The following is an 18,266-nucleotide window of genomic DNA, read 5'->3' as shown; positions in this document are numbered from 1 at the left end:
TGCGGATTTCTATCCGGGGATGCGTGTTGGCGGGTGCTGCACGCATGCGATCCAGGCGCAGTTTCTGTGCGGCGATCCTTGCTTTGAGGCTGAGAACTTCGGCGAGATGTTCGAAAAAAAGGTCCATGAAATAATTCCTTTAAAAAAGGAAATTATTCCTATTAAATCTCGCGCCGGTCAATTAGCAATTGGTCGTATAAAGGCTCTGATCGTCACCGCTTCCTACCTGGGGTTAGGCCTCGTCAGCTTCCTCGCAGACATGGTGTGCCATATCGACAAGCATGTCGCTGACGTGTTTGTCGGCAAGCTCATAGAAAATCTGCTTGGCCAGCCGGTTGCCGCGCACCAGGCGTGCGCCGCGCAACAACCGCAGGTGATGGCTGACCAGCGATTGCGACAGGTCAAGGCTTGCTGCGATGTCGCCCACGGATCTTGGCGCCTCCAGGCAAAAGAACAGGATGCGCAAACGGGTCGAATCGCCAAGCAGCCGGAATGTCTCGGCGAGGATCGTCGTCTCCGGCTGCGAGGGAAGGGCCACCTTGCTCAATGCTTGTGGCCCTCGTGATTGTGGGCGTGAACACCGTGATCGTGGTCGCTGTGATCATGGTCCCCGTGGTCGTGGCTGTGCTCATGCTCGCCGTTGGAGTTCGTACCAAGACAGCAGTCGTCAGTGGCCATATCGGGCCAATCGATGGCGATCGTCGAATGCTCGATGTCGAATTTTTTCGCAAGTTCGGCCTGGACCGCCTTAACCAGAAGACGGGGGTCGGCATCGGCCTGTGGCAGCACATGCAATGTGGCGAGCGCCCTGCCTGACGTGATCATCCAGACGTGTACATGCCGCACATTGGCGATGCCAGGAATGGTCGTCTGCAAATGCTGTTCAATTTCTTCCGGCGAAGCATTTGCCGGTGCGCCTTCGAGAAGGATGTGCATCGAATTTCGCAGAAGAGCCCAGGCACTGCGCAGGATCAGCAGGCAAACGAACACCGACAGGATCGGATCGATGGGCGTCCAGCCGGTGTAGTAGATGACGATCGCGGCTATGATCGTGCCAACCGAACCGAGCAGGTCGCCCAGAACATGCAGCACGGCGCCCTTGATGTTGACATGCTCGCTATCGCCTCGCGTCAGGATCCAGAACACCGCTACGTTGACGATCAATCCGATGGTCGCCACGATGAGCATGGGACCGGCCAGAACTTCGCCCGGATTGCGGAAACGATCGATGGCTTCGATGGTGATCCAGACAAGTATGGCAAAGAGCGCGATCGCATTCATCAGTCCGGCGATGACTTCAAACCGCAAATAACCGAAGGTGCGCCGCTCGTCGGCCGCCCGCTTGCCAAAATGGAAGGCAGCGTAGGCAAGGGCCAGGGCAGCCGCATCGGTTACCATGTGCCCGGCATCGGCAATCAGCGCGAGCGAACCTGACAGAAGTCCGCCGATGACCTCGACGATCATGAAGGCAAAGGTAATGAAGAAGGCGATCAACACCTTGCGCTGGTTGTCCGACGTGATCTTCGGCGCGTGATCGTGACCTTCATGCGAATGCGACATGGCTTGCCCCTATTGCTAACAAACATATCAATACTTGTTCATATGTTGTGTGTCAACGGAGGGCAGGGCATTTGATCCACCGGCGCCGGAACCGGTGGATCATGATCGGGATGTGTCTATGCGGCGAGACGTGGCTCGATCTCGGCGAGATCCACATGGCCGAGGAACTGGCCGCTTGTGGCGGCTGGCTGACCATCCTCGATGGCGTGGGCAAACATCACAGCCCTGTCTGCCTCGAGCTTCTGCAGGTAGCGATAAAACTCTGGATATTCGCGCTTCAGATCGAAAAGCTGCAGGTCTTCGCCCCAGCGTGCAATGCCGATGAGATAGGCATCGGCGATTGTCTTGCTGTCGCCGACAAGCCACTCGCGACCCTTCATATGCCTTTGCAGGTAGGCGTACCCTTCGGCGGCCTTTTCTCGCGCCAATTCACGCAATATTTCGATCGCCGGATCACCATCCTTCAACTTGAACGCTGTCCAGGCAGACGCAAAGGCCGAGTGAAAACTCGTATGCAGATAGGCAAGCATCTGGTTGAGCCTGTCGTGGGCTTCCGTTCCCTGGGCAAACCCAAGTTTGCGGCTCAGGTCGCGTGCCGCGATGTTTTGCAGGATGGCGAAGCTTTCGCTGAGCGGCTGGCCGTCCTCCAGAAGCAGGGTCGGCGTCTGCTGCTGGCTGTTGACGCGCCCATAAATATTGCTCTTCGTCTTTGCCAGCATGTCGATCCGGCTCAGGCGATAGGGCTGTCCCAGCCATTCCAGTGCAACGATCGATCCGAAAGAGCAGCCATGCGGCACGCCATAAAACAGTACAGGTTCCATTTCCAATTCCTTGATTTTGAGTTCACGAACCGCGGTGAAATGGAACATGGCGACAGCGGTCACTATTGTAAAGAAGGCACAAAAATGTCATGATAGTACAAATTTTATACCAACATTCCAAATGGTTGGACAAAAAATGAAAGACACGGTTTCACACTGCCCCGTTGAAAACGCCATGCTCGTCCTTGCCGGGCGCTGGCGCATTCTGTTGATCTATTATCTCCTGGAGGGGACGAAACGGTTCAGTGACCTTCGCCGCGACATGCCAAAGATATCCCAGCGCATGCTGACGCTGGATTTGCGCGCGCTGGAGGCTGCCGGCTACGTCCGCCGTACCGTCTACCCTGAGGTTCCGGTGCGTGTTGAATACAGCCTCACCGAAGAAGGGCAGCATTTGCGCTCGCTGGTCGATGTGCTCGGTGAATGCGGCGAGCGTCTGACCAGGCATCGCGACGCAAAAGCTTGATCGTCCTTTTAGAACACAATCCTGCGTGACACGATTGGCCTGATCGGCTAAGCGATGGCATCTTCCGGATGGCCAGACGCCACCCGTCTTCTGAAAGGTTCGGCATGAGCGACATGGTACATTTGCAGCGTCTCGACGCATTGATGGATCGTTATGACGTGCTTCTGTGCGATGTCTGGGGCGTCCTGCATAACGGCGTGGATTCGTTCGCTTCAGCCTCCAATGCCTTGTCGCGTGCGCGGCAGGCCGGTCTGACGGTGGTTCTCATCACCAATGCGCCACGTCCCTTTGCAGGGGTTGCGCAGCAGATACACTCGCTCGGCGTGCCGGAAACGTCCTACGATCGCATCGTCACATCGGGTGACGTGACGCGTGAACTGATCCGCAACGCGCCGCGCCATATCTTCCACCTTGGACCGGAGCGCGACGAAACGCTGTATGATGGTCTTGATATCGAACTCGTCGAAGAACGCGAGGCGGACGTCGTTGTCTGCACCGGCTTTTTCGACGATGAGACGGAGACGCCCGAAGACTATGCCGAAATGCTGACGCGCTTGCGTTCACGCAACCTGCCTTTCATCTGCGCCAACCCCGATATCGTCGTCGAGCGTGGCGATCGACTTATCTGGTGTGCCGGCGCACTTGCCCGCGACTACGGTCAGCTCGGCGGCCGCACGCTGATTGCCGGCAAACCGCACCGCCCGATCTACGAGGAGGCCATTGCCGCCGCCGAAGCGGTGCGCGGCAAGCCCGTCGATCACTCCCGCGTTCTCGCTATCGGCGATGGCATGCTGACTGATATCAAAGGTGCCGACCTTTTCGGCATCGATGCGCTCTATATTTCCGGTGGTATTCATGCGGGCGACTATGTGATGGGCGGCGTCCAGGATCTTGAGAAACTGTTGGCCTTTCTTGCAAAACATGGCAGCAATCCAGTGGCCACCATGCCCGCCTTGGCCTGAGGTTAAGAGTCCATGTCTATCCTGCGTCTGAATGATCCGTCCCATTTGCCAGAGCACCTCAAGGGCGCAGTTGTGGCAATCGGCAATTTTGACGGTGTGCATCGTGGTCATCAGGCCGTGCTCGAGCGCGCGCTGGAAGCTGCTCATGCGGCAGGAAAACCCTCGCTCGTACTGACATTCGAGCCGCATCCGCGAAGTGTGTTCGTGCCTGACCAACCCGTTGACCGGCTGACACCTGCCGCCGAAAAGGCCTCAATTCTGGAAGCTCTCGGCTTCGATGCGGTGGTTGAGTGTCATTTCACCCGGGAATTTTCGCAGCTGACCGCCGATGTCTTCGTTGACCGGATTCTGGTTGATGGCTTGGCAGCCAGCCGGATCGTCACCGGCTTTGACTTTCATTTCGGCAAGGGCCGTCAGGGAGGGCCCGCCTTCCTGATGGATGCCGGCGAGAAACGCGGCTTTCACGTTACCCTGGTTGACGCCTTTCGCGACGAAGGCGGGCAGGCGATATCGTCGAGCCGTATCCGTGAGCTGTTCGGCGAAGGGGAAGTGGTCGAAGCTGCCGGCCTCCTCGGTTACCGCCATCGGATCAGGGCTGAAGTCATTGCCGGCAAGCAGCTTGGCCGGACCATCGGTTTTCCGACGGCCAATATGGTACTACCGCCCGAGACCCATTTGAAGCATGGCATATACGCTGTACGTTTCCGCCGTGCGGACGGCACGCTCTATGATGGGGTGGCAAGCTTTGGCCGCAGACCGACTGTCGATACGGATGGCGAGCCGCTGCTCGAAACCTATGTCTTCGACTTTACCGGCGATCTCTACGGCGAGATATGCGCAGTTTCATTCTTTGGTTATCTGCGCGGCGAAGAAAAATTCGACGGTCTTGAGCCAATGATGCAGCAGATCAAGCGTGACGAGGAAGAAGCGCGAGCACTGCTGCAGGGCGTGAAGCCGCTTTCCGCTCTCGACCAGACGATCAACTTCGACTGAATTGGTAAATCGTTTACCAAAAGAATAAATCTAATTTTATCTATCTTTCAGTAGCTTCGCGCCAAAGCTTGCCACCTCCCAGGCAGGATTCCGGAGTAATTTCATGTCCATTCGTTTTATTGCCGCTCTTTCGAGCGCATTGATCTTTGCGGGTTCAACAGTAGTTTTTGCCGATGAGTATTACACTGACAATCAGACGACCAGCAGCCCGCGCGGCGAGCATTGGTGGTCAGGTGACTGGTATCTGACGCTGGGCGCAAAAGGCTTCGTCGCGCCGCGTTATGAGGGCGCCAAGGATTTTCTTTTGAGAGCGGCCCCGGTCATTTCCCTCGGTCGTGCCGGCAGCTCGGTCCGTTTCTCGTCACTCAATGATAACGCGTCATTGGGCTTCGTCGATACCGGCGTTTTCCGTGCCGGTCTGACCGGCAAATTGATCACCGGCCGTGATGATGGTGATTCCGATGATCTCAAGGGCCTGAACGATGTCGACTGGGGTGTCGAGCTGGGTGGTTTTGCCGAGTTCTACCCGACGGACAATATTCGCGGTCGCGTGGAGGTGCGCCGCGGCATTGGTGCACATGACGGTGTCGTTGCCGACGTGGCGATCGACGCCTTCCAGGATTTGACGCAGACCGTCCGTGTGTCTGCCGGGCCCCGTGCAACCTTCGCCACAAAGGACTATTTCAAGGAATATTACGGCGTGAATGCCAGCGAGTCCGCAGCCTCCGGCCTTGCGCAATATTCGCCAGGTGGCGGTCTTAAATCGCTCGGCGTCGGCGGCCAGATCACATGGCAGACGACCGAAAAGATCACTACAAGCGCCTATGCCGAATACAGCCGCTTGATGGGTTCGGCAGCGGACTCCAGCCTGGTGAAAGAACGCGGCTCCGCCAATCAGGCCACTTTCGGCGTCCAGGCGACCTATCGTTTCGATTTCTCTCTTTAAGGGTTACGCTTCGATAGCCTGCTTGGCAGCACTGGCAAGGAACGCAGCGCGGGTAAGCCCGCGTTTTCCTGCTGTGTCGTCGATTGCGCGCAGGACGCCGCGCTCGAAACTGACATTGACCCGGACAGTCGCCGTATCATTGTCGATCAGTGGCACTGAGACCAGATAAGCGCCCGCGGCCAATTGCTCGCGCACACCGTTCTGCTCAAGCACGGTCTCCAGCTCCAAGGGCGCGCTCAATTCGCTGTCTTCGGCATAAAGGCGTAGCGCTTCAATGGCGTTGAATATGATCTCATCCTGACTATCGGCCGCTGAATAAACGCCGGGAAAATCAGGAAACTGCATGCCATAGGCGCTGTCGTCGTCCTTGTGCACCAAGGCAAAGTAGTGCCGCATCTAATTCTCCCTTATCATAGCCAACCGGCGTCTTTCGCAATAGCTCGCGCCGTCCCTAGCGGAAGGTCCCTTTTCGGGTGAGGGAGGATCAATGTCTTTTCACCCTTGCGGAATTTGTGGTGAGAACCGCGTACCGAAATAAGTTCATATCCTTCATCCTTTAGCCGCTTTATTATCTTCCGGCTGTCGCGTTCCATCTACGGCTCCGCTCCGTGTGTATATATATACACACTCAACAGAGTTGTTAAGGGAAGATGGAAATTGGTCTAATACCGAACCCGCAAAATCCGCAAAAAAGGCGCACACGAAGTTTATTGCGGCTGCCCCTTTATTCTCGCAAGCGTCATTGCTAAAAGCGCGGTCATGAAAACCGTTTGCTGGACTTGCGTGCAGTCCATACCTATTCAGGCGATACGAATTACTGGCCCGGCCTTGCCGCGTTCCTGAAGCTTCGGCTTTGCGGTGCGGAAGGTCCGGGGCGGCGCTTTGGCGTCTATTGTGATTTCTCTAAATCCTTGCCTGCTGCGATCACGCGCGGGCCTTTATACAAGCTGGAAAAATGACCGATACGTCCACGACACTCGATTATTCGAAGACACTTTATCTGCCACAGACGGATTTCCCGATGCGCGCCGGTCTGCCCGCCAAGGAGCCGGAATTCGTTGCGCGCTGGCAGGAGATGAACCTCTACAAGAAGCTGCGCGAGGATGCCAGGGAGCGCCCGCTCTACGTCCTGCATGACGGCCCGCCCTATGCCAACGGCAACATCCATATCGGCCACGCGCTGAACAAAATCCTCAAGGATGTCATCACCCGCTCGTTCCAGATGCGCGGCTACAACTCCAACTACGTGCCGGGCTGGGATTGCCATGGCCTGCCGATCGAATGGAAGATCGAGGAACAGTACCGTGCCAAGGGCAAGGACAAGGACGACGTTCCGATCAACGAGTTCCGCAAGGAATGCCGCGAGTTCGCCACCAACTGGATCAAGATCCAGTCAGGTGAGTTCAAGCGGCTCGGCATCGAGGGTGATTTCGAAAATCCCTATACGACCATGGCCTTCCATGCGGAAAGCCGCATCGCCGGCGAACTCTTGAAATTCGCTATGTCCGGCCAGCTCTATCGCGGCTCCAAGCCGGTGATGTGGTCGGTGGTCGAGCGCACTGCCTTGGCCGAGGCCGAGGTCGAGTATCAGGATGTCGAGAGCGACACGATCTGGGTGAAGTTCCCGGTGGTGAAAGGGCCGTCTGATTTATCATCGGCGCAGGTCGTCATCTGGACGACGACGCCTTGGACCATCCCAGGCAACCGCGCTGTTAGCTACTCGCCGCGAGTCGCTTATGGTCTTTACGAAGTGGAGTCGGTCGAGAATGATTTCGGGCCGCGTCCAGGCGAGAAACTGATCTTTGCTGATGCGCTTGCCGAGGAATCGGCGATAAAGGCCAAGCTGACATTCAAGCGTATCCGGACTGTCTCGGCTGACGAGCTTGCGGCGATCGCTCTCGCCCATCCGTTTGAAGGCTTTGGCGGGGGGTACGAATTCGTCGTGCCCATGCTGGACGGCGATCACGTCACCGACGACGCGGGTACAGGTTTCGTCCATACTGCACCTGGCCATGGCCGCGAGGACTTTGAAGCCTGGATGAACGCAGCGCGCGACCTCGAAGCACGTGGCATCTCTCCTGCAATCCCTTTCGCGGTTGACGATGCAGGCTACTACACCAAGGACGCGCCGGGCTTTGGACCGGACCGCGAAGGTGGAGCTGCACGTGTCATCGATGATAATGGCAAGAAGGGCGATGCCAACAAGGCTGTCATCGACGAACTCATCGCCCGCAATGCGCTCTTCGCGCGCGGCCGCCTGAAGCACAGCTACCCGCATTCCTGGCGCTCGAAGAAGCCGGTCATCTTCCGCAACACGCCGCAATGGTTCGTCTATATGGACAAGGATCTCGGCGATCAGACCACGCTGCGTTCCCGCGCGCTTGCTGCCATCGACGAAACTCGTTTCGTACCAGCTGGCGGCCAAAACCGCCTGCGCGCCATGATCGAAGACCGGCCGGATTGGGTGCTTTCGCGTCAAAGGGCATGGGGCGTGCCGATCTGTGTCTTTGCCGATGAGAACGGTAATATCCTCAAGGATGACGCCGTCAACGGGCGCATTCTCGAAGCCTTCGAACGGGAAGGTGCCGATGCCTGGTTTGCCGAAGGTGCCCGCGAGCGGTTCCTTGGCGAAAAGGCCAACGAGCCGTGGACGCAGGTTCGCGACATTCTCGATGTCTGGTTCGACTCAGGCTCGACCCATGTCTTCACATTGGAAGACCGCCCGGACCTGAAGTGGCCCGCCGACGTCTATCTTGAAGGTTCGGACCAGCATCGCGGCTGGTTCCATTCCTCACTGCTGGAAAGCTGCGGCACGCGCGGCCGTGCGCCCTACAACACCCTCGTTACCCATGGCTTCACCATGGACGAGGAAGGGCGCAAGATGTCGAAGTCGCTCGGCAATACGGTCACACCGCAGGACGTGATCAAGGATTCCGGCGCGGATATTCTCCGCCTCTGGGTCATGACGACGGATTACTGGGAAGACCAGCGCCTCGGCAAGAACATCATCCAGACCAATATCGATGCCTATCGCAAGCTGCGCAACACGATCCGCTGGATGCTCGGCACGCTAGCCCATGATGAGGGCGACGAGATTGCCTATGCGGACATGCCAGAACTTGAAAAGCTGATGCTGCATCGTCTGGCCGAGCTCGATGAACTCGTGCGGTCAGGTTACGATACGTTCGAGTTCAAGCGCATCACCCGCGCACTGATCGACTTCATGAATGTCGAACTCTCGGCTTTCTATTTCGACATTCGCAAGGACGCGCTCTATTGCGACGCGCCCTCGAGCATCAAGCGCAAGGCAGCGCTGCAGGTCGTGCGCCATCTCTTCGATCGCATCGTCACATGGCTGGCGCCGATGCTGCCATTCACCACAGAGGAAGCATGGCTCGACCTGCACAAGAGTGCCGTATCGGTGCATCTTGAGCAGTTTCGGGATACGCCGAAGGAGTGGAAGAACGATGAGCTCGCCGCCAAATGGCGCAAGGTGCGCGACGTGCGGCGTGTTGTTACGGGAGCGCTTGAACTCGAACGCGCAAAGAAGACCATAGGCTCGTCGCTGGAAGCGGCCCCAGTCGTCTTCATCACCGATCCGGAACTGCTTGGCGCCGTGAAGGATCTCGACATGGCCGAGATCTGCATCACCAGCGCCATCACGATCAAGGGTGAGGCGGCCCCTGCGGAAGCATTCGTGGCGGATGACGTCAAAGGCGTTGCGATTCTATCGGAACGAGCCTCAGGTACGAAATGCGCCCGTTCATGGCGTTATACCCATGATGTCGGCTTGGACTCGGTCTACCCGGACGTCTCGGCCCGTGACGCTGCCGCCCTGCACGAGCTTGCAAAACTCGGAAAGCTCGCCGTTTAAACTCGGAAAGGCGGGTCGCGATTTTTCGTGATCCGCTCTAATTCTTAACAATAACTGCCATCGGCTTGCTTAATATGGTTTGCCTCATGTAAAAGGCTTGCCATTGAACTGCCTGATTTTGGAGGCAGGGCATAGATCAAGCAAATTTGATCAGCAGCGTAATCTGCTCAAGGCTCTCGTTGGAAGTGGCAAGTATGGATTTGAACGGACGTATTACGGTTCTGGGTGCATTGGTCGCCTCGCTGGCGCTTGGTGGCTGCGTTTCCTCGCCGACCTATGGCACGGACAAGACCTCCGGTAGTCAATTGCTGGACGATATGTCGAACCTCGCGTCGTTCGGACCGAAGAAGCGAAACGAGATTGCCTACAATCCCCGCCCGGAACTTGTCCGCCCTGCCCAGGGCAAGGCAGCGCAATTGCCGGCGCCGCAAAACAATGTTGTAGCGGAAAACAGTTCTGCCTGGCCGGAATCGCCTGAGGCGCGGCGCAAGCGTATTCGCGATACCGCAACAGCCAATCAGAACAATCCGAACTTCACGCCTGAGGTCGAGAACGATATGCCTCTTGCCAAGCAGGACACGAACGCGTCCGATTACGGCTTCTTCGGCGACAAGACCCCAAAGGTTGTGCCGCACGGGCAGACCGATCAGAGCGCTGACTTTCGTGCGCGTAAGCTCGCGGCAACAGCGGGATCACCGACGACACGCCGCTATCTGAGCGAGCCGCCGCTGGAGTACCGTGCTCCAGCGTCAACAGCTGCCACCAATGAACTCGGCGAGGACGAAGCCAAGAAAGAGCGCGAGCGCAAGGCCGCAGCCCGCAAGGACAAGGGCTTCAGCTGGCGCAACCTCATTCCCTGGGAATAAGGCGCTAATTTTCCATTAAATCCGTTTCTGGCACATCACTGGACCGCGCGGGGCGCCGGTGCGACCAAGCATTTATGCCCGCAATCTTGTTGAAGCGGAGCCGGATGTCGGCCGACTCGCCGTACTTGATTGTTCACTAGGGCATTCGGCGTCTTTCAAGCGTTCAAATATAAATTTACATGCGTAAAGTATAAAATGGCTACACGTGTATAATTGTATTTGAAACTAAATCCCCAAGTCTCGAATCGTACTTCGATCAGTAAATACAGGTGCTCCATTCAACCTGACACGACCTGACAAACCAGCTATCCAGATGCGGTTTGTTTGCCACGGTGATGTCCATTTCATCTTTTCTGGTGTAGTGGCCGAACAAAGTTCGGTGGCTTTTTTAGCACTCAATCAGGTCGTTTGGCGCCTGCCGCCGAAACTGGTCTCGATCCCATCAAACCATTTGATTTCAAACCGGTTTTAGACGGTTAATGCCGGTTGATTTCGGCCTGGTTTCGCAATAATAATACAACCTATGATAGTTAATTGATGTTTCTGCAACGCTACCAAGGTCTAATTGACTAAGCTTTTTTGATCGGCCTACACGGATCATACTCGACAAATTGGTCCCTATTTTTCAGTCCCAATAAGTTGGATATATTTTCCCAATAAAGTAATTTGGGCATTTTTTCTGGCGATTTTTCACCACGACGACGCGGGTGTCCTGGACAACCTGACGTTGCCGGGGCCCAGGGTTCGCACGTTCAAAATGCCGATTTTGATAAGGTGATTTTGAAAATGAAAAGCCATAATTCGCTCATCCGGCGCTCCAGCATCAATACAAAGCGCAAACTCCTCCTGATCACAGTTTCCGGCCTTGCGCTCGCCGCCATGGGGAATGCGGCCTTTGCGGCGGATGAGATCATCGACGGTGGGGCGACAGTGATCATTTCCACGCAGCCGACAAGCGATCATCCGAGCCCATGGCATATCAACGAAGATTTAGTGGTTGGCGATAACGGGTCTGGAACCCTGGTGATCAAGGACGGTGGTGTTGTCGATAATGTTCAAACTGCAACGATCAGTTCAAGTGGAGGGGGCATCGGAACAGTACACGTTATAGGTCCGGATTCGGCTTGGTCTGTCGACAGCTGGATGATGATCGGCAATACCAAAAATGGTGGAGTGTTAACGGTTGAAAATGGCGCACGAGTAAGCACAAAAAATTGGATAACGATAGGCCATTCATCGGGAACTCAAGGTGAGGTGAATGTAGCCGGCAAGAATTCTGTCTTGGAAACTCCTGAGTTCATCGTAGCGAACGAGGGGAAAGGAACGTTGACTATCAGCGACGAGGGCCTTGTTAATATCGGCTCTCTTTTCATTGTTGGTGATACGGGCAGCGGCACGCTGATAGTCAAGGATGGCGGTGCGGTGACCAGTCAATCGATGATAATCGGACTCGATAATATTGGCTCGTCGATTGGCAATGGCACCGCGACGATTACTGCGGATGGCACTTTGAACAGCAACGTTCTCACTGTGGGGCTATTCGGCAATGGCACGCTGAATATCAGTGATGGTGGGTCGGTAACCAGCGAATCGACAGTGATCGCGGAGCGGGAAGGCTCGACCGGTACGGTTATTGTCGGCGCGGGCGGCTCGTTGAAGACGGATGGAGCTCTCACAGTCGGAGGCGCTGGCAACGGCACGCTGACGATCCAGGGTGGTGGCTCTCTTACTCACGCGCAAGAGGCGATTATCGGCCAAGAGGCCGGTGGCAGTGGTACGGTGCGCGTGACCGGTCCGGGCTCACAATGGTCTGAGGTCGAGGCGGGCATTACTGGTCTGATAATTGGCGGCGGGGGCAGGGGAAATCTGTTCATTGAAAATGGCGGTGTGGGGCCGCGCGACAATCGGTGATGCGGTGAGCAGCATAGGAACAGTTGTAGTCACGGGCACAAATTCATCCTGGATTTCGGGCGGCGCACCACACGAAGGGTCAAATAATGTCGGGTTGACTATTGGAAACTTTGGCATCGGAGATTTGACTGTTGAAAACGGTGGCACGGTCCGGAATGCAGGAACAGGACAAATAGCCGCCAGGCCGGGAAGTATCGGAACTGTGCGCGTGACAGGTCCGGGTTCATCCTGGACCTCAGACTACGGGATCGCAATCGGCGATTTCGGGTTTGGTACTTTGATCATTGAAAAGGGTGGAAAGGTCAACGCACCAACGGGAACTTTCCTTGCCGTACGGGATGGAAGTTCAGGCGTTGCAGAGGTGACGGGCATGAATTCTGTATTGGAGACAAGCGACATCCTGCTTGTCGGCCAGTACGGGACTGCCAGTTTGGCCATTACCCACGGCGGCGCCGTCAACAATACCGGGATGACAAAAGTGAGCGCACTAGGTACCGTCCAGGTAGATGGGGTAGGGTCAAAATTATCTACCGGCACGGATATGACCCTTGACGGCTCACTCGACATCACGAATGGCGGTGTTGTCAGCGTCGGCGCATCATCTTCCATTGGAAATAGCACCAACTTTGCTGGTGGTGTCAACGTCAGCGGAGCAGGTTCGCAATGGACTACAACAGGCGTTCTGACTGTCGGTGACGCGGGCAGCGGGACGCTCAATATCAGCAATGGTGGCGTGGTAAATAGCCAAGCAACGATACTTGCGGTCACAGACGATGTCGCCAGCACCATCAATATCAACGAGGGCGGTACATTCAACACTGACCTTCTGACCTTCAGCGATGGCGATGGCACGCTCAATTTTGATTCGAAAGCCGATTATGCCTTCGCAACGGCCATGGAAGGCTATGGCAATCTGAATGTCCTTTCCGGCCATGTCATTCTGAGCGGCGACAGCGGCGCTTTTAACGGCAAGACGCAGGTCTTCGATAAAAGCATTCTTTCCGTCAATGGCGTCCTTGGCGGTACGCTCGATGTGCTGGGCGGCGGCGTGCTTGGCGGTATTGGCACTGTGGGTTCAACGACGATCGAGGATCTGGCGATATTGGCGCCCGGCAATTCCATGGGGACGATCCATGTCAATGGCGATCTCACCTTCAGCCCCGGATCGACCTATCTGGTCGAAACCAGTGCCGATGGCACCAGTGACAAGAGTGAGGTTTCGGGTACCGCATCGCTGAATGGTGCACGTGTGCAGGTTGAGGCGGATAGCGGCAATGGGCAGCCGACGACCACCTATACGATCCTGACCTCAACCGGCGGCGTTTCGGGGCTTTTCAGCGGCGTCACCGCGAATTTGGCCTTTCTCAAACCGGTCATCGGTTATCCGGATGCCAATACCGTCATCCTCTCCCTCGAAGTGCCGGTGGACGAGAAGAACCCGGACCGCACCATCGCCCAGCTTCAAGGCAAGATCTACCCCTCGCTGGCGGGTGTGCTGCTCGAGGACAGCCGCTTCATCAACGAGGCCGTCAACAACAGGATGCGTTCGGCCTTTGGCGTATCGTCCGTGCCCGTGCCGGTGCTGGCCTTCGGCCCGGAAGGCGCCGAACTGCAGGCCGCCACGACCGATCGGTTCGCGCTATGGGCTCAGGGCTTTGGCTCGTGGGAAGACAAGAAGAGCGATGAGGCCTTCGCCGGTCTTGACCGCTCCATCGGCGGTGTCTTTGCCGGCGGCGATGCGGCGATTGGCGATCATGTCCGCCTCGGCCTCGTTGGCGGCTACGGCCACACGAAGCTTGATGAACCGGACCTTGCCGCATCAGCCTCGGTGGACAGTTACTATCTTGATGTCTATGGCGGCGCAGAACTCGGCGCGGTGAAGCTGCGCTCCGGTGCCAGCTATACCAGGCACGATATCGGCATCGAGCGCCAGGTGCAGTTCACCGACACGCGGGAATATCTCGGCGCCGACTATCATGCGGGAACCGCACAAGCCTTTGGTGAGATCGGCTACAATATCAGAGCCGCAAGTGTCGACCTCGAACCCTTTGCAAATCTCGCTTATGCCAATCTGCGCTCCGCCAGTTTCGCCGAGACTGGCGGAACGGCGGCGCTCTCCGGTGGCGCATCGACCAATGACGTCACCTACAGCACGCTCGGCCTGCGCGCATCGACCGAGCTGTCATTGGGTTTTGCCGATGCGACGCTGCGGGGAACAGCTGCATGGCGTCATGCCTATGGAGATATCACCCCGGTTTCAAGCAATGCCTTCGCGGGAGCGGGCACCTTCGATGTTTCGGGTCTGCCAATCGCGCGCGATACGGCATTGCTGGAAGCAGGATTTGACATGGATGTAGCGAAAAACACGACAATCGGCCTTGTCTACCAGGGGCAGATCGCCAGCAAGGTTCAGGATCACGGCTTCAAGGCCAACCTCAATGTGAGGTTCTGACCGAATGAAATTCCATAGTTTTGGTCGGTAGCAGGCGGGTGCCTCACATTTCGCAGGCAATAATAAATACAGTCAATGCTACTAAGGTAGTATTGACTGTCACCAGATCCGTTAACTATAAGGCGGCGCAATACAACAAATTGGGTACAATATATTTGGAAATTGTTGGATTGGTGACAACGAAACAACACTCAAAGCGCCGGCTTGGCGCACACCACGTGTAGCATTCATCTACCACAGATCACAGGTTGAGCGCTCTCCTGCTCGCGGGAGAGTGTACGTTTTGGGGACGATGTGCAACCGCCGCGACCTGATCTGCGCGTCCAGGTTGAGCTCTTACTATGCTAATTGTTCTACTACTATAGTATGGTATACTGCAATTTCCTGATTTAAGTAACGGCAAGTCTACTGCGGTAGGCTCCTTTTGAACGCTCGTTTCGGGTGTTGGTTTGGCTTTTTATACTTTGCCATGATGCAAGGCCGCCTGAGGCAGCCGCACGATCAGCATGAATGCTGTACGCCAATCCCGCGATGCCATTTTGACAAGGTTATTATGATGATGCGGTGCTTGGCCGTCAGGCTTGATAAAGCTGCTCGAAGAAAGCTCCTCGCGGGGAGCTTGACCATGCTGGTCATCGTGGGTCTGGCGGACAGCAGCTGGGCTCAGGAGATTGTGGTGAGCGGCGACGTGCTTACCGACCCTGATACGGGCGTGGGTACCAAGCCAAACCCCTGGAATGCAGGATATGTGATTTATGTTGGCGCCTCCGGACAAGGCGCGTTGTCTATCAGCGGTGGTGCGATTGTCACTCTAGGGACCGATAATCCTACCGGGTCCTTCAAGCATTCCCGTATTGGATTATTCCCCGGAAGCGTCGGCGATGTCATCGTGACCGGACCAGGTTCTACATTCAATTTTGGCAATCTCCTCACAATCGGCGAGGAGGGAACAGGTTCGTTGACCATTGAGGACGGTGCCAGGGTCATCAACGATGGCATTGCGCTTGATGGCTCCGCTCCCCGGTCAGCAATCGGATTCGGCACAGACGCCATAGGCGTCGTTCGTGTTTCCGATCCAGGATCTCTCTGGGACACCGGCCAGCGATTGAGCGTCGGGCAGAACGGAACGGCCACATTGGAGATCTCCGATGGCGGTACGGTCCAAAGCTCCGTGGCAATTGCGATCGGAAGGCTGCCGGACGGTGATGGGACAGTCACGGTCCACGGAACCAATGCCGTATTGGATGCAGGCCAGAACCTTTTCGTCGGGCTGGGCGGCACCGGTTCTCTGACCATCGCGGATGGCGGTTCTGTGTTCAGTTCCGGACTCACGGAAATCGGTGGGGGAGAGGGTGTTGCCTCACAGGGCATCCTTCCGGGTGCGGGAACCGGCACGGTCAACGTAACCGGATCGACCCTGGCGGCCGGCAATGTGCTTAATGTGGGGTCGCGGGGCAATGGGACGTTGGCAGTCGGCGACGGCGCTGTGGTGAGCAGCGGATCAATCGGTATCGCCGTACAACCGGCAGCAATCGGCACCATCAATCTTGAAGTCGGCGGCGCCCTGCAGACCAATAGCATCGCATTCGGGCAGGGCACCGGCACGATCAATCTCAATGGCGGCACCTTGCAGGGCGATAGCATCGCTTTCGGGCAGGGCACAGGTACGATCAATTTCGATCACATACAGAACGCTTACGTATTCTCGCCAAGTATGAGCGGTGCGGGAAGTTTGAATATGGTATCCGGCACGACAATCCTGACGGGCGACAGCAGCGCCTTTACCGGTAACACCCATGCCATCGGGGGCGATCTTATCGTTAACGGTACGCTCGGCGGGGTGATCGATGTTGGCTCTGGCAGATTGCTCGGCGGCATCGGTACTGTGGGGTCCACTACTGTTAGCAATGGCGGCGTGCTTTCACCGGGTAACTCCATCGGCACAATCACCGTGGATGGCGATCTTACCTTCAATCCGGGATCCATCTATCTCCTAGAGGTTGATCCGGCGGGCAACAATGACAAGACACTCGTCTCCGGTGTTGCCACGCTGGACGGACGTGTTGAAGTAATCGCGTCAGCAGGCACGTGGCGGGTGCAGACTGACTACACCATTCTTTCCGCTGCAGGCGGATTGAATGGCACTCAATTCCTGGATGTCGCGTCCAATCTGCAGTTCCTTGATGAGTTCCTCACTTATGACCCGAACAATGTCATATTGACCTTGCGCCGCAATGATATTGTCATTTCGGATCTGGCAAAAACGCCCAATCAGCTGAGCGCTGCGTGGTCCATTGACGATTTCATGGCGAAGGATCCAGACGGTGATCATCCTCTGGTCGGAAATCTGCTAGGGCTCGACACTGCAACCGCGCCTGTGACCATTGCCCAACTTCCGGGGGAAATCCATGTCTCCGTGGCTAGTGTGCTGCTCGATGACAGCAGGTTCATTAGGGATGCCGAGAATAACCGGCTGCGCGCCGCTTTCGGCAATGTTGCCGCGGTGCCAATGCCCGTTCTGGCCTACGGCCCAGACGGCGCCGAACCTGGAACTGCAGCGACCGATCGCTTTGCGTTATGGGGACAGGGCTTCGGTTCATGGGCAGACTGGAACAGCAATGATAGCGTACCCGGCGTGGACCGCTCCCTGGGTGGCTTCCTTATCGGCGGTGATGCTCCGATCGGGGATCATACCCGTTTTGGCATTCTTGCAGGCTATAGTCACACCAGCATCGATGAATCCGGCCTTGGGGCCTCGGCCTCCGTCGATAACATCCATCTTGGCATTTACGGTGGAGCACAGTTCGGAGCTCTCAGTCTGCGGTCCGGCGCAAGCTATACGTGGCACGATATCAGCACCGACCGCTTGGTCCAGTTCACGGGATCGCAGGAACGTCTGACCGCAGATTACGATGGCGGGACGGCCCAGGTCTTCGGCGAGCTCGGCTACCGGATCAAGGCCGGAAGTGTCGAACTGGAACCCTTCGCCAATCTCGCCTATGCCAATCTGCATCTCGACGGGTTCAGCGAAACAGGCGGCACGGCGGCGCTTTCGGGCAGTTCGTCGAACACAGACATGACATTCTCCACCCTTGGGCTCCGCGCTTCGACGCCGTTGTCATTTGGCTCCGCCGAAGCGACCCTCCACGGAATGTTGGGCTGGCGACATGCCTTCGGCGATGTCACGCCAATGTCGCGCCTGTCATTTACGGGAATGGATGTTTTCGAGATTTCGGGACTTCCGATAGCGCGTGATGCGGCGCTGCTGGAGGTGGGGTTCGATGTCGATCTCGCTCCGGCCACAACTTTCAGCCTGTCTTACCAGGGGCAGATTGCCAGCGAGGTTCAGGATCACGGCTTCCGGGCGGATTTGACCGTGCGGTTCTAATCCACCTCGTGCAAAAATTTGGAACGG

General features: G+C 56.7%; 15 protein-coding genes and 1 pseudogene. 11 read left to right on the top strand and 5 right to left on the bottom strand.

The genetic code is table 11. The annotated features are described in order from the left end of the window. Positions 1 to 232 precede the first annotated feature (232 nt). The 3 genes from BLM14_RS14170 to BLM14_RS14160 form a co-directional block, all read right to left on the bottom strand. Positions 233 to 538, bottom strand: a complete 306-nt coding sequence (locus BLM14_RS14170; RefSeq protein ID WP_472459581.1) for an ArsR/SmtB family transcription factor — start codon at positions 536 to 538, stop codon at positions 233 to 235. A 5-nt stretch (positions 539 to 543) separates the two neighbouring features. Continuing rightward, the gene (locus BLM14_RS14165; protein ID WP_099999974.1) at positions 544 to 1,560 is read right to left on the bottom strand and encodes a cation diffusion facilitator family transporter; all 1,017 of its coding nucleotides are present in this window, start codon (positions 1,558 to 1,560) and stop codon (positions 544 to 546) included. 116 nt (positions 1,561 to 1,676) lie between these two features. After that, complete coding sequence (locus tag BLM14_RS14160; RefSeq protein ID WP_100001336.1) at positions 1,677 to 2,381, bottom strand: glutathione S-transferase family protein; 705 nt, start codon at positions 2,379 to 2,381, stop codon at positions 1,677 to 1,679. 136 nt (positions 2,382 to 2,517) lie between these two features. On the opposite strand from BLM14_RS14160, the gene BLM14_RS14155 reads away from it, so the two are divergent. The 4 genes from BLM14_RS14155 (at position 2,518) to BLM14_RS14140 (ending at position 5,748) form a co-directional block, all read left to right on the top strand. Continuing rightward, the gene (locus tag BLM14_RS14155) at positions 2,518 to 2,847 is read left to right on the top strand and encodes a winged helix-turn-helix transcriptional regulator (protein WP_099999973.1); all 330 of its coding nucleotides are present in this window, start codon (positions 2,518 to 2,520) and stop codon (positions 2,845 to 2,847) included. Between the two features lie 113 nt (positions 2,848 to 2,960). Continuing rightward, a complete protein-coding gene (locus tag BLM14_RS14150; protein WP_100001334.1) occupies positions 2,961 to 3,809 on the top strand; it encodes a TIGR01459 family HAD-type hydrolase in 849 nt (282 codons plus the stop codon). A 12-nt stretch (positions 3,810 to 3,821) separates the two neighbouring features. After that, the gene (locus BLM14_RS14145; RefSeq protein WP_099999971.1) at positions 3,822 to 4,802 is read left to right on the top strand and encodes a bifunctional riboflavin kinase/FAD synthetase; all 981 of its coding nucleotides are present in this window, start codon (positions 3,822 to 3,824) and stop codon (positions 4,800 to 4,802) included. Positions 4,803 to 4,905: 103 nt separating this feature from the next. Continuing rightward, positions 4,906 to 5,748 carry a MipA/OmpV family protein gene (locus BLM14_RS14140; RefSeq protein ID WP_099999969.1) on the top strand — a complete coding sequence of 281 codons (843 nt, stop codon included), beginning with the start codon at positions 4,906 to 4,908 and terminating at the stop codon, positions 5,746 to 5,748. Positions 5,749 to 5,751: 3 nt separating this feature from the next. Here BLM14_RS14140 and BLM14_RS14135 read toward each other — a convergent pair whose 3' ends face one another. After that, the gene (locus tag BLM14_RS14135; protein ID WP_099999967.1) at positions 5,752 to 6,144 is read right to left on the bottom strand and encodes a type II toxin-antitoxin system HicB family antitoxin; all 393 of its coding nucleotides are present in this window, start codon (positions 6,142 to 6,144) and stop codon (positions 5,752 to 5,754) included. 14 nt (positions 6,145 to 6,158) lie between these two features. Next, positions 6,159 to 6,341, bottom strand: a complete 183-nt coding sequence (locus BLM14_RS14130; RefSeq protein WP_099999965.1) for a type II toxin-antitoxin system HicA family toxin — start codon at positions 6,339 to 6,341, stop codon at positions 6,159 to 6,161. Positions 6,342 to 6,518: 177 nt separating this feature from the next. On the opposite strand from BLM14_RS14130, the gene BLM14_RS14125 reads away from it, so the two are divergent. The 7 genes and pseudogenes from BLM14_RS14125 to BLM14_RS14100 all read left to right on the top strand — a co-directional run bounded on the left by BLM14_RS14125 (position 6,519) and on the right by BLM14_RS14100 (position 18,239). Further along, on the top strand, positions 6,519 to 6,707 hold the full coding sequence (locus BLM14_RS14125; protein ID WP_099999963.1) for a hypothetical protein: 189 nt from the start codon (positions 6,519 to 6,521) through the stop codon (positions 6,705 to 6,707). Further along, positions 6,704 to 9,622: an isoleucine--tRNA ligase gene (ileS, locus tag BLM14_RS14120; protein ID WP_099999962.1), complete on the top strand. Its 2,919-nt coding sequence runs from the start codon at positions 6,704 to 6,706 to the stop codon at positions 9,620 to 9,622. The genes BLM14_RS14125 and ileS overlap by 4 nt, the downstream gene beginning before the upstream one ends. Before the next feature lie 194 nt (positions 9,623 to 9,816). Then, a complete protein-coding gene (locus tag BLM14_RS14115; RefSeq protein ID WP_099999960.1) occupies positions 9,817 to 10,488 on the top strand; it encodes a hypothetical protein in 672 nt (223 codons plus the stop codon). A 666-nt stretch (positions 10,489 to 11,154) separates the two neighbouring features. Then, complete coding sequence (locus BLM14_RS14110) at positions 11,155 to 12,399, top strand: hypothetical protein (protein WP_133123962.1); 1,245 nt, start codon at positions 11,155 to 11,157, stop codon at positions 12,397 to 12,399. After that, positions 12,368 to 12,496: pseudogene (locus tag BLM14_RS32675) on the top strand (hypothetical protein); the annotation flags it as partial. The gene BLM14_RS14110 and the pseudogene BLM14_RS32675, both read left to right, overlap by 32 nt. 111 nt (positions 12,497 to 12,607) lie before the next feature. Further along, complete coding sequence (locus BLM14_RS14105) at positions 12,608 to 14,851, top strand: autotransporter family protein (RefSeq protein WP_237143373.1); 2,244 nt, start codon at positions 12,608 to 12,610, stop codon at positions 14,849 to 14,851. Positions 14,852 to 15,476: 625 nt separating this feature from the next. After that, positions 15,477 to 18,239: an autotransporter outer membrane beta-barrel domain-containing protein gene (locus BLM14_RS14100; RefSeq protein ID WP_162293159.1), complete on the top strand. Its 2,763-nt coding sequence runs from the start codon at positions 15,477 to 15,479 to the stop codon at positions 18,237 to 18,239. The last annotated feature ends 27 nt before the right edge of the window (positions 18,240 to 18,266 follow it).

It is taken from the genome of Phyllobacterium zundukense (assembly GCF_002764115.1).
GTDB classification, from domain to species: domain Bacteria; phylum Pseudomonadota; class Alphaproteobacteria; order Rhizobiales; family Rhizobiaceae; genus Phyllobacterium; species Phyllobacterium zundukense.
The sequence above is the reverse complement of the archived record's forward strand: the minus strand, read 5'-3'. Positions and strand labels throughout refer to the sequence as shown.